At 71.7% G+C, this 14798-nt stretch carries 15 protein-coding genes; 14 read left to right on the top strand and 1 reads right to left on the bottom strand.

Annotated features, from left to right (window positions below; translation table 11 throughout):
- Nucleotides 1-14: 14 nt before the first annotated feature.
- Nucleotides 15-323 (top strand): hypothetical protein, encoded by a 309-nt coding sequence (locus tag CRP27_RS16000; RefSeq protein WP_141399789.1) that lies wholly within the window; start codon nucleotides 15-17, stop codon nucleotides 321-323.
- Here the strand turns inward: CRP27_RS16000 and CRP27_RS15995 are convergent.
- The gene (locus CRP27_RS15995; RefSeq protein ID WP_097181618.1) at nucleotides 305-2176 is read right to left on the bottom strand and encodes a gamma-glutamyltransferase family protein; all 1872 of its coding nucleotides are present in this window, start codon (nucleotides 2174-2176) and stop codon (nucleotides 305-307) included. The genes CRP27_RS16000 and CRP27_RS15995 overlap by 19 nt on opposite strands.
- A 191-nt stretch (nucleotides 2177-2367) precedes the next feature.
- Here CRP27_RS15995 and CRP27_RS15990 point away from each other — a divergent pair, with 191 nt between their 5' ends.
- The 13 genes from CRP27_RS15990 to ccmI all read left to right on the top strand — a co-directional run bounded on the left by CRP27_RS15990 (nucleotide 2368) and on the right by ccmI (nucleotide 14790).
- On the top strand, nucleotides 2368-2844 hold the full coding sequence (locus CRP27_RS15990; protein ID WP_097181617.1) for an SRPBCC domain-containing protein: 477 nt from the start codon (nucleotides 2368-2370) through the stop codon (nucleotides 2842-2844).
- Nucleotides 2845-3019: 175 nt separating this feature from the next.
- Complete coding sequence (locus CRP27_RS15985; protein WP_097181616.1) at nucleotides 3020-4207, top strand: peptidoglycan DD-metalloendopeptidase family protein; 1188 nt, start codon at nucleotides 3020-3022, stop codon at nucleotides 4205-4207.
- A 68-nt stretch (nucleotides 4208-4275) separates the two neighbouring features.
- Nucleotides 4276-4731, top strand: coding sequence for an RNA polymerase sigma factor (locus tag CRP27_RS15980; protein WP_097181615.1), 456 nt, complete (start codon nucleotides 4276-4278; stop codon nucleotides 4729-4731).
- Nucleotides 4728-5558, top strand: a complete 831-nt coding sequence (locus CRP27_RS15975; RefSeq protein WP_097181614.1) for a hypothetical protein — start codon at nucleotides 4728-4730, stop codon at nucleotides 5556-5558. The genes CRP27_RS15980 and CRP27_RS15975 overlap by 4 nt, the downstream gene beginning before the upstream one ends.
- A gap of 554 nt (nucleotides 5559-6112) precedes the next feature.
- Nucleotides 6113-7210, top strand: a complete 1098-nt coding sequence (locus CRP27_RS15965; RefSeq protein ID WP_097181612.1) for a type I restriction endonuclease — start codon at nucleotides 6113-6115, stop codon at nucleotides 7208-7210.
- Nucleotides 7211-7246: 36 nt separating this feature from the next.
- Nucleotides 7247-8050: a sulfite exporter TauE/SafE family protein gene (locus CRP27_RS15960; protein ID WP_097181611.1), complete on the top strand. Its 804-nt coding sequence runs from the start codon at nucleotides 7247-7249 to the stop codon at nucleotides 8048-8050.
- Nucleotides 8047-8697 carry a DNA alkylation repair protein gene (locus tag CRP27_RS15955; RefSeq protein WP_176505649.1) on the top strand — a complete coding sequence of 217 codons (651 nt, stop codon included), beginning with the start codon at nucleotides 8047-8049 and terminating at the stop codon, nucleotides 8695-8697. Before CRP27_RS15960 ends, CRP27_RS15955 begins: the two co-directional genes overlap by 4 nt.
- 20 nt (nucleotides 8698-8717) lie before the next feature.
- Entirely contained in the window at nucleotides 8718-10805 is a 2088-nt protein-coding gene (locus tag CRP27_RS15950) for an acyltransferase family protein (RefSeq protein ID WP_097181609.1), read from the top strand.
- Between the two features lie 9 nt (nucleotides 10806-10814).
- Nucleotides 10815-11708 carry an aminoglycoside phosphotransferase family protein gene (locus CRP27_RS15945; RefSeq protein ID WP_097181608.1) on the top strand — a complete coding sequence of 298 codons (894 nt, stop codon included), beginning with the start codon at nucleotides 10815-10817 and terminating at the stop codon, nucleotides 11706-11708.
- Between the two features lie 203 nt (nucleotides 11709-11911).
- The gene (locus CRP27_RS15940; protein ID WP_097181607.1) at nucleotides 11912-13105 is read left to right on the top strand and encodes a zinc-dependent alcohol dehydrogenase; all 1194 of its coding nucleotides are present in this window, start codon (nucleotides 11912-11914) and stop codon (nucleotides 13103-13105) included.
- Complete coding sequence (locus CRP27_RS15935) at nucleotides 13105-14148, top strand: NAD-dependent epimerase/dehydratase family protein (protein WP_097181606.1); 1044 nt, start codon at nucleotides 13105-13107, stop codon at nucleotides 14146-14148. Before CRP27_RS15940 ends, CRP27_RS15935 begins: the two co-directional genes overlap by 1 nt.
- Before the next feature lie 76 nt (nucleotides 14149-14224).
- A complete protein-coding gene (locus tag CRP27_RS15930; protein WP_097181605.1) occupies nucleotides 14225-14548 on the top strand; it encodes an SHOCT domain-containing protein in 324 nt (107 codons plus the stop codon).
- On the top strand, nucleotides 14545-14790 hold the full coding sequence (gene ccmI / locus CRP27_RS18555) for a c-type cytochrome biogenesis protein CcmI (protein ID WP_097181604.1): 246 nt from the start codon (nucleotides 14545-14547) through the stop codon (nucleotides 14788-14790). The genes CRP27_RS15930 and ccmI overlap by 4 nt, the downstream gene beginning before the upstream one ends.
- Nucleotides 14791-14798 lie beyond the last annotated feature (8 nt).

The following is a 14798-nucleotide window of genomic DNA, read 5'->3' as shown; positions in this document are numbered from 1 at the left end:
AGGCGACGACCCGCATGAGCATCGCGAACGCGGCGCCCGGAAGCGTCGGGTTCGCCTACACGCCGCCGGACCACGGCGCCGACGCCGAAGCGCCGATGACGCGCCTCGGCCTCGTGTGGCGCATCCTCGCGTCCGTCGTGCTGGCCGCGGTCGGTGTGAACGCGGTCGTCCAGATCGTCCGGACCATGGTGCAGCCCGATCCAGCCTGGGTCGCCGCGCTCGGCATGGCCGTGGTCGCGCTGCTCACGCTGGCGTACCCGGTCGTGAACCTCGTGCGCTGGGTCCGGGCCGTGCGGCGCCGGCATCAGCGTCCGGCCGCGTAGCCCTGCGCGCCGCGGGAGTTCGCCGCGGCGCCGAGCACCCCGGACGCCGGGTCCCGCGTCACGCACGTCAGCCGGCCGAGCGCCCAGTCGCCCGCGCGGGTGACGACGTGCCCGCGTGCCTCGAGCCCGGCGATGACCTCGTCGCCGAGACGGTCCTCGACCACGAGCCCAGCAGGCTCCCACGTACGCGGCCAGAACGACCCCGGGAACGACGTCGTGTGCATCGCCGGTGCGTCGATCGCCTGCTGCGGGGAGTACCCGCCGACGATCCACCGCAGCAGGAACAGCAGCTGCCACTGGTCCTGCTGGTCACCGCCGGGTGATCCGAGCGCCAGGACCGGAGCGCCGTCACGCAGGACGAGCGTGGGGGTCAGTGTCGTGCGGGGGCGCTCGCCGGGGCGGAGGGTGGAGGCGGTGCCCTCCTCGAGCCAGGTCATCTGCAGGCGGGTGCCGAGGCAGAACCCGAGCTCCGGGATCGTCGGGGACGACTGCAGCCAGCCGCCGGACGGGGTCGCGCTGACGATGTTGCCCCAGCGGTCCACGACGTCGATGTGGACGGTGTCGCCCCGGGTCTCGCCGTCGGGTGCGACGAAGGGCTCACCACGGTCCTCGACGGGTGTGGCTGTCGCCGCCCCGACCCGGACGGTCGGTTCGCCGACGCCCTGCGCTGCGACCGTGCCGACGCGCTCGGCCTCGGCCAGGGTCCGGACCGGCGGGATCGCGTGCACTACGCCGCCGACGGACCCGGGGCGCAGCTCGGCCGAGGCACGGTCCCCGATCAGTGCGCGGCGTTCGTCGGTGTACGCGTCGGAGAGCAGCACGTCGAGCGGGACGTCACCGTCGCCGTAGAACGCCTCGCGGTCGGCCAGGGCGAGCTTCTGCGCCTCGGCGATCGTGTGCGCGCCGACCTCGGTCGACGGGTCGAGCAGTGCGTCGTCGAGCGGTTCGAGCAGCCGGAGGGTCTGCAGCAGTGCCGGACCCTGCCCCCACGGGCCCGTCTTCGCGATCGTGCAGCCGCGGAACTCCGCGGTCGTCGCGGGCTCGTAGGTCGCCCGGAACGCCGCGAGGTCGGACGCGCGGATCACCCCGGCGTGGTCGGCGCCCGACGAGTGCCGGTGGGGCGTGCGGACGAAGCGGTCGACGGCCTCGGCCACGGAGCCCTCCGCCCACTCGGTCCGCGCCGCGTCGATGCGGGCGGACCGGCTGCCGGCGCCCTCGCCCGCGGCGACGAGCCGGTCGAACACCGAGGCGAGCGCCTCGTTGCGCAGGAAATCCCCGGGGACCGGCACCGTGCCTCCAGGCAGCCACTGCGTGGCGGAGGTGGGCCAGTGCTCCTCGAAGAGGCCTCGGACGGTGGTGATGGTGCGGACCACCGCCGGTGTCACGGGGTGGCCGTCGCGGGCGTAGCCGATGGCGGGCGCGAGGACGTCGGCGAGCTCCCACGTGCCGTGGTCCCGGAGGAGCAGCAACCACGCGTCGACGGCACCCGGCACGGCGGCGGCGAGGGCGCCTGACCCGGGGACGAGGTCGAGCCCCTCGGCGCGGTAGTGCTCCGGCGTCGCGCCCTCGGGAGCCGGACCCTGGCCGACGAGGACCGTCGGGGTCGGGTTCGACGCGGTGGCGAAGACCGCGGTCAGGTCCCCGCCGGGGCCGTTCAGGTGCGGCTCGACGACCTGGAGGACGAACGCGCCGGCCGTCGCCGCGTCGAACGCGTTCCCGCCGCGTTCGAGCACCGACTGGGCCGTCGCCGTGGCGATCCAGTGCGTCGACGCCGCCGTGCCGAACGTGCCGCGGATGTCCGGGCGCGTGGTGTGGACTGCGGGCGGGACGAAGGCGGGGTTCGGCGTCGGCATGCCTCCATCCTGTCCTCGTCGGGCGGCTCAGCCCGCAGCCACGGCGACACCGGCGGCGACGAGCGGTACGGGGTTGCGCTCGGTGGCGGACGGATGCTCGCCGCCCAGCGCGACCACACCCGCGCGGTCAGTGCGTCCAGTGCCACACCCACCTCCACCGCAACCGTCACCACCGACTCGCAGGAGCAGTCATGACCGAGCAGTTCACCGCCCACACCACCCACCGGTTCGCGTACCCCGTCACGGACGTCTACCGCGCCTTCGTCGACCCGGCGCTGCTCGCGCTCTGGTTCGGACCGCTCGGCTTCCACGTCCCCGTCGCCACCGTCGAGGTCGACGCCCGGGTCGGCGGGGCCTGGAACCTGACCATGGTGAACAACGACGACCCGGAGTGGTCGTCGCCCGTCACCTCGGTCCTGCAGGAGATCGAGGAGAACCGGATCATCGTGGGCACCTCCACCGCGCACGGCATCCCGGGTGTCGAGGACGGCACGCTGCTGTCCCTCACGCTCGAGTTCGCCGAGGACGGCGACGGCACGATCGTCACCCTCACGCAGGGGCCGTTCCCGGAGGTCATGCGCGACATGAACATCGCCGGCTGGACGCAGTCCTTCCACAAGCTCGAGGCGCTCCTGGCCACCCCCAAGGAGTTCCTCCAGGTGCCGTGACCGGTCGCCGTGGCCCCGGAACTGGGGTTCTCCGCAGCTGTCAAGGGGGTTGTGCGGCCCCGCAGAAAAGGTGACCATCGTTCGGCGGTGCGTATCGGGCGTGCCGCCGAACGGACGCGCAGGGTGTGTCCGCAGATCGGACCGCCTCCCTGGGCGGTCCCGGGTCAGGGGTTTCATGCGTACCACCACGTCCACAGCACAGCCACGTCGTCCGGGTTCGCGCCTGCTCGCGACGGTCGTCGCGATCGCCGCCGTCGCCGCGGGCCTCGTCGGGACCGCGTCGCCCGCCTCGGCGGCACCCGTGGTCTACACCGGCACGGTCGCGGCGGGCAAGACGCTCTGGCCCGGCGACTCCGTCACGTCGAACAACGGGCAGTTCCAGCTCGTCATGCAAGGTGACGGCAACCTGGTCGAGTACGGCATCGGGCGCAAGGTCCTCTGGGCGTCGAACACCTCGGGTCGTCCCGGGGCGTTCGCGCAGATCCGCGCCAACGGCACCCTCGCCATCGTCTACAACAACGTGCGTGTCGCGCTCTGGGGCGGTGCCGGTCAGGTCGGCCGGAACTTCGGCGTCCGTCCCGACGGCACGATGCGGATGATCAACACGGCGAACCGCAGCGTCGTCGAGTTCCCCACGTACCAGGACAGCGTCGCCGGTGGCAACGTGATCCTGCCGGGCTCGGTCCTCCGTTCCGACCGGACCGCCTCCCGGACGCTCACGATGCGTGCCGACGGCGTGCTCGTGCAGGTCGTCGACGGCAAGCAGATCTGGGCCTCGAAGACCGGCGGGAACCCCGGTGCCTACGCCGCCGTCCAGACCGACGGCAACCTCGTGATCTACACGGCGGCGAAGAAGGCCCTCTGGTCCAGTGCCACCAGCAAGGCCGGTTCCGGACAGCTCCTCGTGCAGGTCGACGGCAACGTGGTGCTCTACGGCAAGAGCGACACCCGCGTGTGGTCCACGCGCGCGGTCACCGGCCTGCTCTGGCCGGTCGCCAGCACGAAGATCTCCGGCCGGTACGGCGACGACCGTGGGGCCGGGCACGTCCCGCGCTACCACCAGGGCACCGACGCGGCGGTCGGTACCGGCACCCCCGTGTACGCGTCGGCGACCGGTACGGTGACGAGCGCCGTCGCCAACAACCCGTCGTACGGCAACTACGTCGTCGTCACCTACGGCATGACGACCGTGCTCACCGCGCACCTCAGCAAGATCGAGGTGAAGCAGGGGCAGGTCGTCTCGAAGGGGAACGAGATCGCGAAGTCCGGGAACACCGGGCAGTCGACCGGGCCGCACGTGCACGTCGAGGTGCGGCAGGGCGGCACGCTCGTCGACCCGCTCAAGGTCCTGCACTTCCGGTGACGACACCGCATTCACCGACTCCTGTCAGGATCGTCGCTCTCCCGACACTGTGAAGTGAAGGGAGTGCCGTGACTGACGACGACCCGTCCCTCGTGCGCCGTCTGGTGTCCGGGGACAAGGCCGCGCTGGCGACCGCGTTCGACCGGTTCGCGCCGGCGTTGACCCGGTACGCCTGGGCGGTCTGTGCGACCCCCGCCGACGTCGAGCACGTCGTGCAGGAGTCCTTCCTGTCGCTCTGGAAGCACGCCGACGGCTTGAACCTGCCCACGGGCCGGCTGTTGCCGTGGCTGCTCGCGGTCTGTCGTTCGCACGCAGGACCCCGCGGCGCGGACGTCGCCGGCGGCGAACCGCTCCGGCTGGTCCAGCAGGACCTGCTCGCACTCCCCGACACCGACCGACGGCTCGTCGAGCTCTGCCTCGTCGAGGGTCGGACGTGGTCGGAGGCCGCGCAGTCGCTCGGTCTTCGTCCGGGAGGGACCTCGTCACGACGGGGCTCCCGAGCGACGAAGGAGGTGCAGCGATGAGGTCGGAACCCCCGGTCGGAGACGACCTGCAGCGGATGCTCGTCTCGATGAAGCAGAACGTCCTCGAACGAGCCGAGCCCCGGAAGCGCCGCGGTCGTCGCACCGGCGTCGCGATCGCCGTCGTCGCGCTGCTCGCGGTCGGAGCAGCCGGTGGAGGAGTCGCCCTCGGCCTCATCCCGACGACCCCCGAAGCGGCACCGGTGTCCACGCCGAGCCCGACGGAACCGGCCCGGACGATCACTCCGTCCTCCGCCCCCGTCCTGATCACGCCGACGCCGACGCCGACACCGACTGCGCCGCCCTACTCGGCCACGGACTGGTCGACGTGGACGATCACGGCGGACGGTGCCGGTCCGGCGACGCTCGGGAGTGCCACCGGGGCGGACGACGCAGCCCTGCGCGAGGGCCTCACGCCCGCGCCGCCGCTGGTCGACGACACCGGCACCGTCATCTACCAGTGGGGCTGCGCCAACCCGAACGCGCGCATCTGGGAACGGTCGGACGGCACGGTGGTGGAGATCGTCGGCGACGGTGTCGTGCAGACGGTGGTCATCTCGGGAGCTTCGGACAGCTCGGTGACCCAGCCCGAGGTCGGGCCGAAGACCCTCGCGGGCGTCGGGCTCGGGAGCACGCTCGACGAGATCCGTGCGGCGTACCCGAACGTGGTGCAGACCCGGAAGGACCCCGTCGGCGGCACGGCGGACACCTTCTGGGCCGTCCCGGACGGTGGACGGTTCATCGTCTTCCAGATCCCGGCCGACGGCACCTCCGTGTCGAGGGTGTACGTCGGTGCCACGGACGAGCCGGCTTACGACTACTGCTCCTGACCACGGAGGCAGGCCGAACCCGAACGGCCCGCACCCGTGGGTGCGGGCCGCCTGTCTCAGTCCCTCCGCCAGACATCGAGCACGAGCCTGGTGACGGCCACGAGCAAGCTCGCGACCCCCAGCCAGGACACTCGACGTCTGGGTTCGGACCCGTTGTCGTTCGACATCGAGACCACCTCCGGTGTCAGCGCCGGCGGACACGAGGAGCGGAAGTGCCGAGGGGTGCGGCCGCGACTTGAGTCGCGTACGCTGGACCCGAGCGTTGCGCTCGGGACGCTGTAGGTCCCTCTAGCACTCCACTCGGAGAGCAAATCGAAGCCCATCACCGTTGCCGCGGTGGTGGGCTTCAACCTTGCCCGGGGTCAGACGCCCGGCGACGCGCGACCCCGGAGTCAGCCTAGGCGAACCGATACTCCAGTACCACGTACGGCGCGGCGAGCGGATGTGATGTTCCACCGGCGCTACCGTGTCGACGTCCCGCGAAGTGGGGTGGCCCTGAAGGGCTGATGATGACGGGTCTTCAAATACGGTTGCAACGACCCAGGGGAGGAACAGTGGAGTTCGAAGAGCGTCTCGCCGCGCTGGCGACGAAGGTACAGAACCAGCGCGAGGCCATCCAGACGGAAGAAGCGACGAAGAACGCGTTCGTCATGCCGTTCATCTCGACGATCCTCGGGTACGACGTGTTCAACCCCTTGGAAGTCGTGCCGGAGTTCACCGCCGACGTCGGGGTGAAGCGCGGGGAGAAAGTCGACTACGCGATCATGCGTGATGGCGAGGTGCAGATCCTCATCGAGTGCAAGAAGTCCACCGAGCCGCTCAAGATCGAGCATGCATCGCAGCTGTTCCGGTACTTCTCGGTCACCAACGCGCGGATCGCCGTACTCACGAACGGTGAGGTCTACAACTTCTACACGGACCTCGACGCGCCCAACAAGATGGACGACCGGCCCTTCCTGGTCCTCGACCTCGCCGACATCGACGAGACGCTGCTGCCGGAGCTCCGCAAGCTGACGAAGGACGTCTTCGACCTCGACTCCGTCATCAGTGCGGCTGAGGAACTCAAGTACGTCGGCGCCATCAAACGTGCCATCGCTGCGCAGTTCCGGGAGCCGGAGGAGGACTTCGTCCGCCTCTTCGCTTCTCGCGTCTACGACGGACGCTTCACTCAGGAGGCGCGTGCGCAGTTCACGACGCTCGTCGCCAAGGCATCGAAGCAGTTCTTGAACGAGCAGGTCAACGACCGCCTCAAGACCGCGCTCGGGGCGTCGTACAGCGCCCCTGTCGGGGCTGAAGCGCCTGCTGACGCAGTGACGAGTGAGCCCGTCGCAGAAGGCGATCTCGACCGGGACACCGAGATCGAGACGACCCTCGAGGAACTCGAGGGGTACCAGATCGTCAAGGCGATCGCGTGCAGTGAGGTGAAGCCAGACCGGATCGCGCACCGTGACCAGAAGTCGTACTTCGCCGTGCTGCTCGACGACAACAACCGCAAGCCGATCGCTCGGCTCTGGTTCAACGGGAAGAAGCAGAAGTACCTCGGGCTCTTCGACGAGAACAAGGTGGAGACGAAGCACCCGATCGAGGCGCTGGACGACATCTACCTGCACGCCACGTCGATCCGCGAGGCTGCACAGCGGTTCTCCTCCTGAAGTGGGCGGCCGCGTGCCGGCCGTAGGGTTGGCGGGATGGAGAAGCGCCGCGGACACGTGATCGTGTTGGTCGCGATCGGGATCGTCGCCGGGGTGCTCTCCGGCCTGTTCGGCGTCGGCGGCGGGGTGATCGTCGTGCCCGCGCTGATGGCGTTCCTGCACCTCGATCAACGCCAGGCATCCGCGACCTCGCTCGTGGCGATCGCCCCCGCGGCCGTCGTCGGCGCGATCACCTACGCCGTGCAGGGCGAGGTGCACTGGCTCGCCGCACTCACGCTCGCGGTCGGCAGCGTGGTCGGTGCCCCGGTCGGGGCGCGGTTGCTACGTGCCCTCCCACTCCGGGTCCTGCCGTGGATCTTCGTCGGGTTCATCGCCGTCGTCCTCGTCTCGCTGTTCACGACGGTGCCGACGCGCGGCGGTGACGTCCACTTCGGCGTCGTCGAGGCGATCGTGCTCCTGCTGCTCGGTCTGCTGTCCGGCGTCTTGTCCGGGCTGGTCGGGGTGGGTGGCGGTGTCGTCATCGTGCCGGGTCTGGAGGTCGTCCTCGGCGCCGGGGACCTGCTCGCGAAGGGCACGTCCCTCCTCACGATGGTGCCGACGTCGGTGTCCGGCACGGTGGCGAACCTGCGCCGCCGCGCCGTCGAGTTGCGGGTCGGCCTGACCGTCGGGTTCACCGCCGCGGTGTGTTCGCCTGGAGGCGCGTGGATCGCCCGCCTCGTCGACCCGCGGGTGGGCACCTGGCTCTTCGCCGCGTTCCTGGTGGTCGTCGCGGTCATCGTCCTGCGCCGTGGTCGTCGGACCGCACCACGGAACGAGGCGACGGTCGGGGAGGTCGCGTGACGCGCCTCCCGGCCGGTGGTGGACGGGGCCACGCTGACGCGGAGGCCGTGCTCGCGGCGTTCGCACGGACCGACGGGGACGTCGCGGCGGCCCGCAGGGTCGCGCGGCAGTTCGCCGATCTCGACGAGGGCGAGCGGTCGGCACTGCTGTGGAGCGAGGACCCCGGGGCGCGGTTGGTGGCGGTGCTGCTGCTCGTGCAGGCCGCTCGGGAACGGCCCGACCCGGAGCTGACCGAGGAGTACCTGGCGGCGGCGAAGGCGGAGCGGTTCGAGGACCCGGTGCTCGTCGACCTCGCGGCCGAGGAACTCGTGGGGGCACCGGTGGTCGGTGGGTCGACCGGACCGCTCTTCGCGCTCGTGAAGTCCGACGTGGCGATGGTGCGGCGGATCGCGGTGGTGGCGACCCTGGCGTTCGCGAAGCGAGGCGATGCCGAGGTCCCGCTCGCCATCGCCGGGCGGCTCGTTCGGGAGCGCACCGACACGGTGCAGTCCGCACTCGGGTGGGTGCTCCGGGAGACCGGCAAGCGTGCGTCGGAAGCGGCGCTCGTGACGTTCCTCGAGCGGAGCGGGCGACTCCTGACCCCCGCGGCGCTCGTGACCGCGACGGAGCACCTGCCAGCGGCAGAGCGGGACCGGCTGCGTGGCTGACACGACCTAGGATTGCCGTGATGGAGACCGTCCCGATCGCCCACCGGCGCGCTGCGGAGCAGGACGGTACCCGGTGGGACATCCAGGGCCTGCGGGCGTTCGCGGTCCTCGCCGTGGTGCTCTACCACCTGTGGCCGGCGCGGCTGCCGGGCGGGTTCGTCGGCGTCGACGTGTTCTTCGTGATCTCCGGCTACCTCATCACCGGGCACCTCCTCCGAGAGCAGCTCGCGGACGGGCGGATCGCACTCGGACGCTTCTGGGCCCGACGGGCGAAGCGGCTGCTGCCCGGGGCATTCGTGACGATCCTCGCGACCGGTGCCGCCGTGCTCGCGGTGGTGCCGAGCGCGCTCTGGGGGCAGTACGGGCGTGAGCTCATCGCCTCGACGGTCTACGTGCAGAACTGGCAGCTGGCATCGGACGCGGTCGACTACCTGGCGTCCGACGCCGACCCGTCGCCGTTCCAGCACTTCTGGTCGCTGTCCGTCGAGGAGCAGTTCTACATCGCGCTGCCGCTCCTGCTCGTCCTGTGCGCCGCGGTGTTCCGTCGCCGTGGACGGTCGCCCGTGGTCACCGCTCGCTGGCTGCTCGGTGCGGTGTTCGTCCTGTCACTGGCGTGGTGCGTCGTGCAGACCCGGACGGTCCCGGGCGTCGCGTACTTCTCGACGGGGACCCGCGCGTGGGAGTTCGCGCTCGGCGGGCTCGCGGCGACGGTACCGGCCGCGCTGTTCACCGGCAGACGAGCGCTCCGGACGACCGGAGCCCTCCTCGGCGCCGTCGCGCTGCTCGTGGCGCTCGTGGTCATCACACCGACGACGCCGTTCCCGGGCACCGCTGCGCTGCTGCCGGTCGGCGGTGCGACGCTCGTCGTGCTCCTCGGCGGGGGGACGGTGCTCGAGACGGTCGGTCGGATCCCGCCGGTGGCGTTCACCGGACGGATCTCGTACGCCGTCTACCTCTGGCACTGGCCGGCGATCGTCCTGCTGCCGATCGCGCTCGGACACCCGCTCGGCACGGGGTGGAAGCTGCTGGTCCTCGGCGGATCGATCGGTGTCGCCGCCGCGTCGACGGTGTTGCTCGAGGAGCCGCTCCGCTTCTCCGCTCGCGTGCGGGCGATGCGGCCCCGGTGGACGGCGCTGTACGGCGCGCTGAGCACCGTCGTCGTCGTCGCGCTCGGGGCGTCCACGTTGGTCGCGCTCGAGGTGCAGCAGCGGCAGGCGACCGAGTTCGCCCAGGCACTGCAACGCGGCGACGCTCCGTGCTTCGGTGCCGCTGCACGCATCGGGTTCGACGACCCCTGCACGAACCCCCGGCTCGACGACGTCCGGGTGCCGGCCGCGTCGATCGCCGCGAAGGACGACCACAACAGCGCGGAGTGCTGGTCGGGGTTCGAAGCGACGCTGCAGACCTGCACCGTCGGGGCCACCACGGGCGCGACGAAGCACCTGTTCGCGGTGGGGGACTCGCACAGCAACGCGTGGCTGGCCGTGTACGACGAGATCGGGAAGCGGAACGGGTGGCGCATCGAGGTCGCCGGACACGGTGGGTGCTACCTGACGACCGCACGGCAGGACGCCCCGCAGCAGTTCCAGGTCGACAACTGCGAGACGTGGAAGCGCGCGGTCGAGCAGAAGATCGCGACGGAGGACCTCGACGGCGTGATCGTGACGCACGCCGCGACCGTGTACCCGGTCGTCGCGCAGGACGGCAGGTCCGCGGCGGAAGCGACGATCGCGGGACAGGTCGAGGCGTGGCGGACCGCCACTGACCGCGGCATCCCGGTGGTCGCGATCCGTGACAACCCGCGACCGAGGCAGGATGTCGTGGCCTGCGTCGGGGCGATGCCCGCCGGTCCGACGACGTCGGCGTGCGACACTCCTCGGTCGGCGGCGTTCCCCACCTCCGACGGACAGCGGGAGGCAGCGGCGCGGGTCGGGCCGCTCGCGCACGTGGTCGACCTGACGCGGTACTACTGCGACACGACGACGTGCCCGGCGGTGATCGGCGGGGTGCTCGTCTACCGGGACGGGAGCCACCAGACGCTCACCTTCGCGAAGACGCTGCGACCGTACCTGGAGCAGGGGCTGCTGGCCGCTCTGGGCGGCGCCTAGCCTGGGGGCATGCACACCGAGGTGCCCCGCCCCCACATCGACGCCGCGCTCGTGGAGCGGCTCGTCGCCGACCAGTTCCCCGAGTGGGCCGGGTTGCCCGTGCGCGAGGTCGATCCGCAGGGCTGGGACAACCGCACCTACCGGTTGGGCAGCGAGCTGTCCGTGCGGCTGCCGAGTGCGGCCGGGTACGTCGCGGCGGTCGAGAAGGAGCAGCGGGTGCTGCCGTACCTCGCGCCCCGGCTGGACGTGCCCGTGCCGGAGCCGGTCGGCCTCGGCACCCCGACCGAGGAGTACCCGTTCCCGTGGTCGGTCCGGCGCTGGATCGACGGGACGGTCGCGCTCCGTGCGCCGCGGCTCGACCGCGCGCGGTTCGCCGCCGACGTCGGTACGGTGCTGCGGCAGCTGCGAGCGATCCCGGCCGCGGACGGCCCGGTCGCGGGAGCGCACTCCTTCCACCGGGGCGCGCACCCGTCGCACTACGCGTCCGAGGTGGTCGCCGCGCTCGACACCCTCGGTGCTGCCGTCGACCGGAGGGCGTGCGAACGGGTCTGGGTCGAGGCCGTCGCGTCGCAAGGGGACGGACCGGGGGTGTGGTTCCACGGGGACGTCGCGCCGGGCAACCTCCTCGTCGACGGGTCCGGGCGGCTCAGCGCCCTCATCGACTTCGGGACGTGCGGGGTGGGCGACCCGGCGTGCGACCTCGTGCTCGCGTGGACGTTCCTCGACGCGGACGCCCGCCAGGTGTTCCGGGACGTCGTCGCGCTCGACGGGGACACCTGGGCACGTGCACGCGGATGGGCACTGTGGAAGTCGCTCATCATGCTCGCCGGCAGCGCGGGTCCGGGCGACCGGTCGGAGCACGCTCGCGTGCTCGACGCGGTCCTCGCGGACCCCGTGGTCTGAGCCTGGAGGCACGGCTCCCGTCCGCCGCGCAGCGCGCGCAGCGGACGGGGCTGGGAACGCACCACGGGTCGGGCGGGTACCGACGTGGGGGAGACGAGCCGCGCCTCTCCCCGCCGGCACGGCCTGCCCGCCGCTGGCGCGACGGTCAGGAACCGGCGGCGTGGGCCCAGGCCGGCTGAGAACAACGACGAGAGGAACGCGACGTGCGCGCACTGACCTGGCAGGGCACCGAGAAGGTGTCCGTCGAGACCGTCCCCGACCCGACCATCCAGGAGCCGACCGACGCGATCGTGCGGATCACGTCGACCGCGATCTGCGGCTCCGACCTGCACCTGTACCGCGTCCTCGGTGCCTACATCGACAAGGGCGACGTGCTCGGTCACGAGCCGATGGGCATCGTCGAGGCGGTCGGCAGCGAGGTGACCAACCTCAAGGTCGGCGACCGCGTCGTCGTCCCGTTCAACATCTCCTGCGGGCACTGCTGGATGTGCCGCAACGGCCTGCAGTCCCAGTGCGAGACCACGCAGACCGCCGAGTACGGCACCGGTGCCTCGCTGTTCGGCTACACGAAGATGTACGGCCAGGTCCCCGGCGGACAGGCCGAGTACCTCCGGGTGCCGCACGCCGACTACGGGCCGATCGTGGTGCCCTCCGACGGCAGCCCCGACGACCGTTGGCTGTTCCTCAGCGACATCCTGCCGACCGCCTGGCAGGCCGTGCAGTACGCCGACGTCCCCGAGGGTGGCACGCTCGCGGTCCTCGGCCTCGGCCCGGTCGGGCAGTTCGCCGCACGCATCGGCGCGCACCTCGGGTACCGGGTGCTCGCCGTCGACCCGGAGCAGGTCCGTCGCGACCTCGCGTCGAAGCACGGTGCCGAGGTGTTCGACCTCACGAAGGACGTCGTGCCGCAGCTGGTCGACCTCACCGACGGTCGGGGCCCGGACGGCGTGGTCGACGCGGTCGGCATGGAGGCCCACGGCAACCCGTTCGCCAGCTTCGCGCAGCGTGCCGCCGGGCTGCTCCCCGACGCCGTCGCGCAGAAGGCGATCGAGACCGCCGGCGTCGACCGGCTCGCAGCCGTGCACGCGGCGATCGACCTCGTCCGCCGCGGTGGCACCGTCTCCCTGAGCGGTGTGTACGGCGGACGGGCTGACCCGATGCCGATGTTCACCCTGTTCGACAAGCAGATCACCGTGCGCGAGGGGCAGTGCAACGTCCGCCGCTGGATCGACGACCTGATGCCGCTCGTGTCCGACACCTCCGACCCGCTGGGGACGCTCGACCTCACGACGCACCGGGTCTCGCTGGAGGACGCCCCGCACATGTACGAGGTCTTCCAGAAGAAGGAGGACGGCTGCGTGAAGGTCGTGCTCGACCCGTCCCTGGCCGCCGCCTGATGCGGATCGTCGTCGTCGGCGCGACCGGCAACGTCGGGACGGCGGTGGTGCGACGTCTGGCGGCTGCGCGTGCGGACGGCGGCGACACCCCGGTCGAGGTCGTCGGGGTCGCACGCCGACTGCCGGACCTCCGCGCCGATCCGTACGGCTCCGCGGTGTGGCACACGGTCGACGTCGGCGCGCACGACGCCGTCGACCGACTCACCGCGGTGTTCCAGGGCTCCGACGCAGTGGTCCACCTGGCGTGGGCGCTGCAACCGACGCACGACATCCCCGCGCAGTACCGGACGAACGTCACCGGGACGGCGAACGTGCTGGAGGCCGTCGCCCGCGCCGGCGTCCCCCAGGTCGTCGTCGCCTCGTCGGTCGGCACGTACCGCGGGGTCGACGTCGACGGCAAGCGCACCCCGGTCGACGAGAGCTGGCCGGCGACCGGGATCCCGACCGCCACCTACTCGATCCACAAGGCCGCGAACGAGGCGGCGATGGACCGCTTCGCCGCGCAGCACCCCGATGTCGTGGTGACGCGGCTGCGCCCAGGGCTGGTCTTCCAGCGGGACGCCGCCGCCGAGATCCGTGGGCTCTTCCTCGGTCACCTCGTGCCGATGTCGATCGTCCGCTGGATCCGGTGGGCGGTCCTGCCGCTGCCGTTGCCGTTCGTGTTCCAGGCTGTGCACGCCGACGACGTCGCCGATGCCTACTGGCGGGCGATCGACCGGCGAGCCGGGGGAGCGTTCAACATCGCCGCCTCGCCCGTGCTCAACCCGCCTCGGCTCGCCCGGGCGTTCGGGATGCTCGGGGCGATCCGGGCGCCGATGTGGCTCGTCCGGGGCATCGTCACGCTCACCTGGCGGTTGCGCCTGCAGCCGACGGACGCCGGGTGGGTGGACATCGCGGCGCAGGTGCCGGTGATGCGGACGGACAAGGCGCGGTCGGTGCTCGGATGGGAGGCGCGGCACACCTCCGAAGACGCCTTGCGCGAGCTCGTGGCCGGGTTCGCGGACGGGGCGCGGGTGCCGGGGTCGGGGCCGCTGCGCGGCTGAGCGGTGGCCCCTTCGCGGGGCAGCGCTCCTGCGGCGGAGGCGCTACGGTCAGATCGTTCCGACGAAGGGGGACGACGTGTTCGGAGATCTGCTCAGTGACGGCAGCGGCGAGGGTCTGGGTGCGTTCGGCATCCTGTGGGGTGTGGGCGCGGTCGTGATCGGTCTCGGCTTCGTCGCGATCGTCGTGACGATCATCGTCCGCAGTGCCCGGATGGCGAAGCGGGGCCAGAACCCGTTCACCGTGCAGGAGGACCTGGCGTACCAGGCCGTGCAGAGCCGGACGCTCGCGCCCGAGAAGTCGCTCGAGCAGCGGCTCGCCGAGCTGAACGACCTGCACGCCCGCGGCGTCATCTCCGACGACGAGCACCGTGCGGCGCGCGCCGAGGCCCTCCGCCCGTGACCTTCGCCGAGGAGACCCACAACCCGCTGGTGCCGCCGGTGTACGACCTCGTGTGGAGCGTCGTCGCCGTGCTCGTCGTGGTGGCCGTCGTCGTTGTGGTCGTGCTCGTCGTCCGACGCGCTCGACGCGCGCCGGGACGTCGACACGAGCAGCGGCTCGCCGAGCTCGACGACCTGCACGCCCGCGGGGTCATCTCCGACGACGAGCACCGCGAGGCCCGCGCCGAGGTCCTCCGCGGCTAGCCTGGGCG

It is taken from the genome of Curtobacterium sp. 314Chir4.1 (genome assembly GCF_900215175.1).
Classification (GTDB): domain Bacteria; phylum Actinomycetota; class Actinomycetes; order Actinomycetales; family Microbacteriaceae; genus Curtobacterium; species Curtobacterium pusillum_A.
The sequence above is the reverse complement of the archived record's forward strand: the minus strand, read 5'-3'. Positions and strand labels throughout refer to the sequence as shown.

Coding starts and splice junctions, on each gene's coding strand:
- CRP27_RS16000 (WP_141399789.1), top strand. CDS start 15: ATGAGCATCGCGAACGCGGCGCCCGGAAGCGTCGGGTTCGCCTACACG.
- CRP27_RS15995 (WP_097181618.1), bottom strand. CDS start 2,176: ATGCCGACGCCGAACCCCGCCTTCGTCCCGCCCGCAGTCCACACCACG.
- CRP27_RS15990 (WP_097181617.1), top strand. CDS start 2,368: ATGACCGAGCAGTTCACCGCCCACACCACCCACCGGTTCGCGTACCCC.
- CRP27_RS15985 (WP_097181616.1), top strand. CDS start 3,020: ATGCGTACCACCACGTCCACAGCACAGCCACGTCGTCCGGGTTCGCGC.
- CRP27_RS15975 (WP_097181614.1), top strand. CDS start 4,728: ATGAGGTCGGAACCCCCGGTCGGAGACGACCTGCAGCGGATGCTCGTC.
- CRP27_RS15960 (WP_097181611.1), top strand. CDS start 7,247: ATGGAGAAGCGCCGCGGACACGTGATCGTGTTGGTCGCGATCGGGATC.
- CRP27_RS15950 (WP_097181609.1), top strand. CDS start 8,718: ATGGAGACCGTCCCGATCGCCCACCGGCGCGCTGCGGAGCAGGACGGT.
- CRP27_RS15945 (WP_097181608.1), top strand. CDS start 10,815: ATGCACACCGAGGTGCCCCGCCCCCACATCGACGCCGCGCTCGTGGAG.
- CRP27_RS15935 (WP_097181606.1), top strand. CDS start 13,105: ATGCGGATCGTCGTCGTCGGCGCGACCGGCAACGTCGGGACGGCGGTG.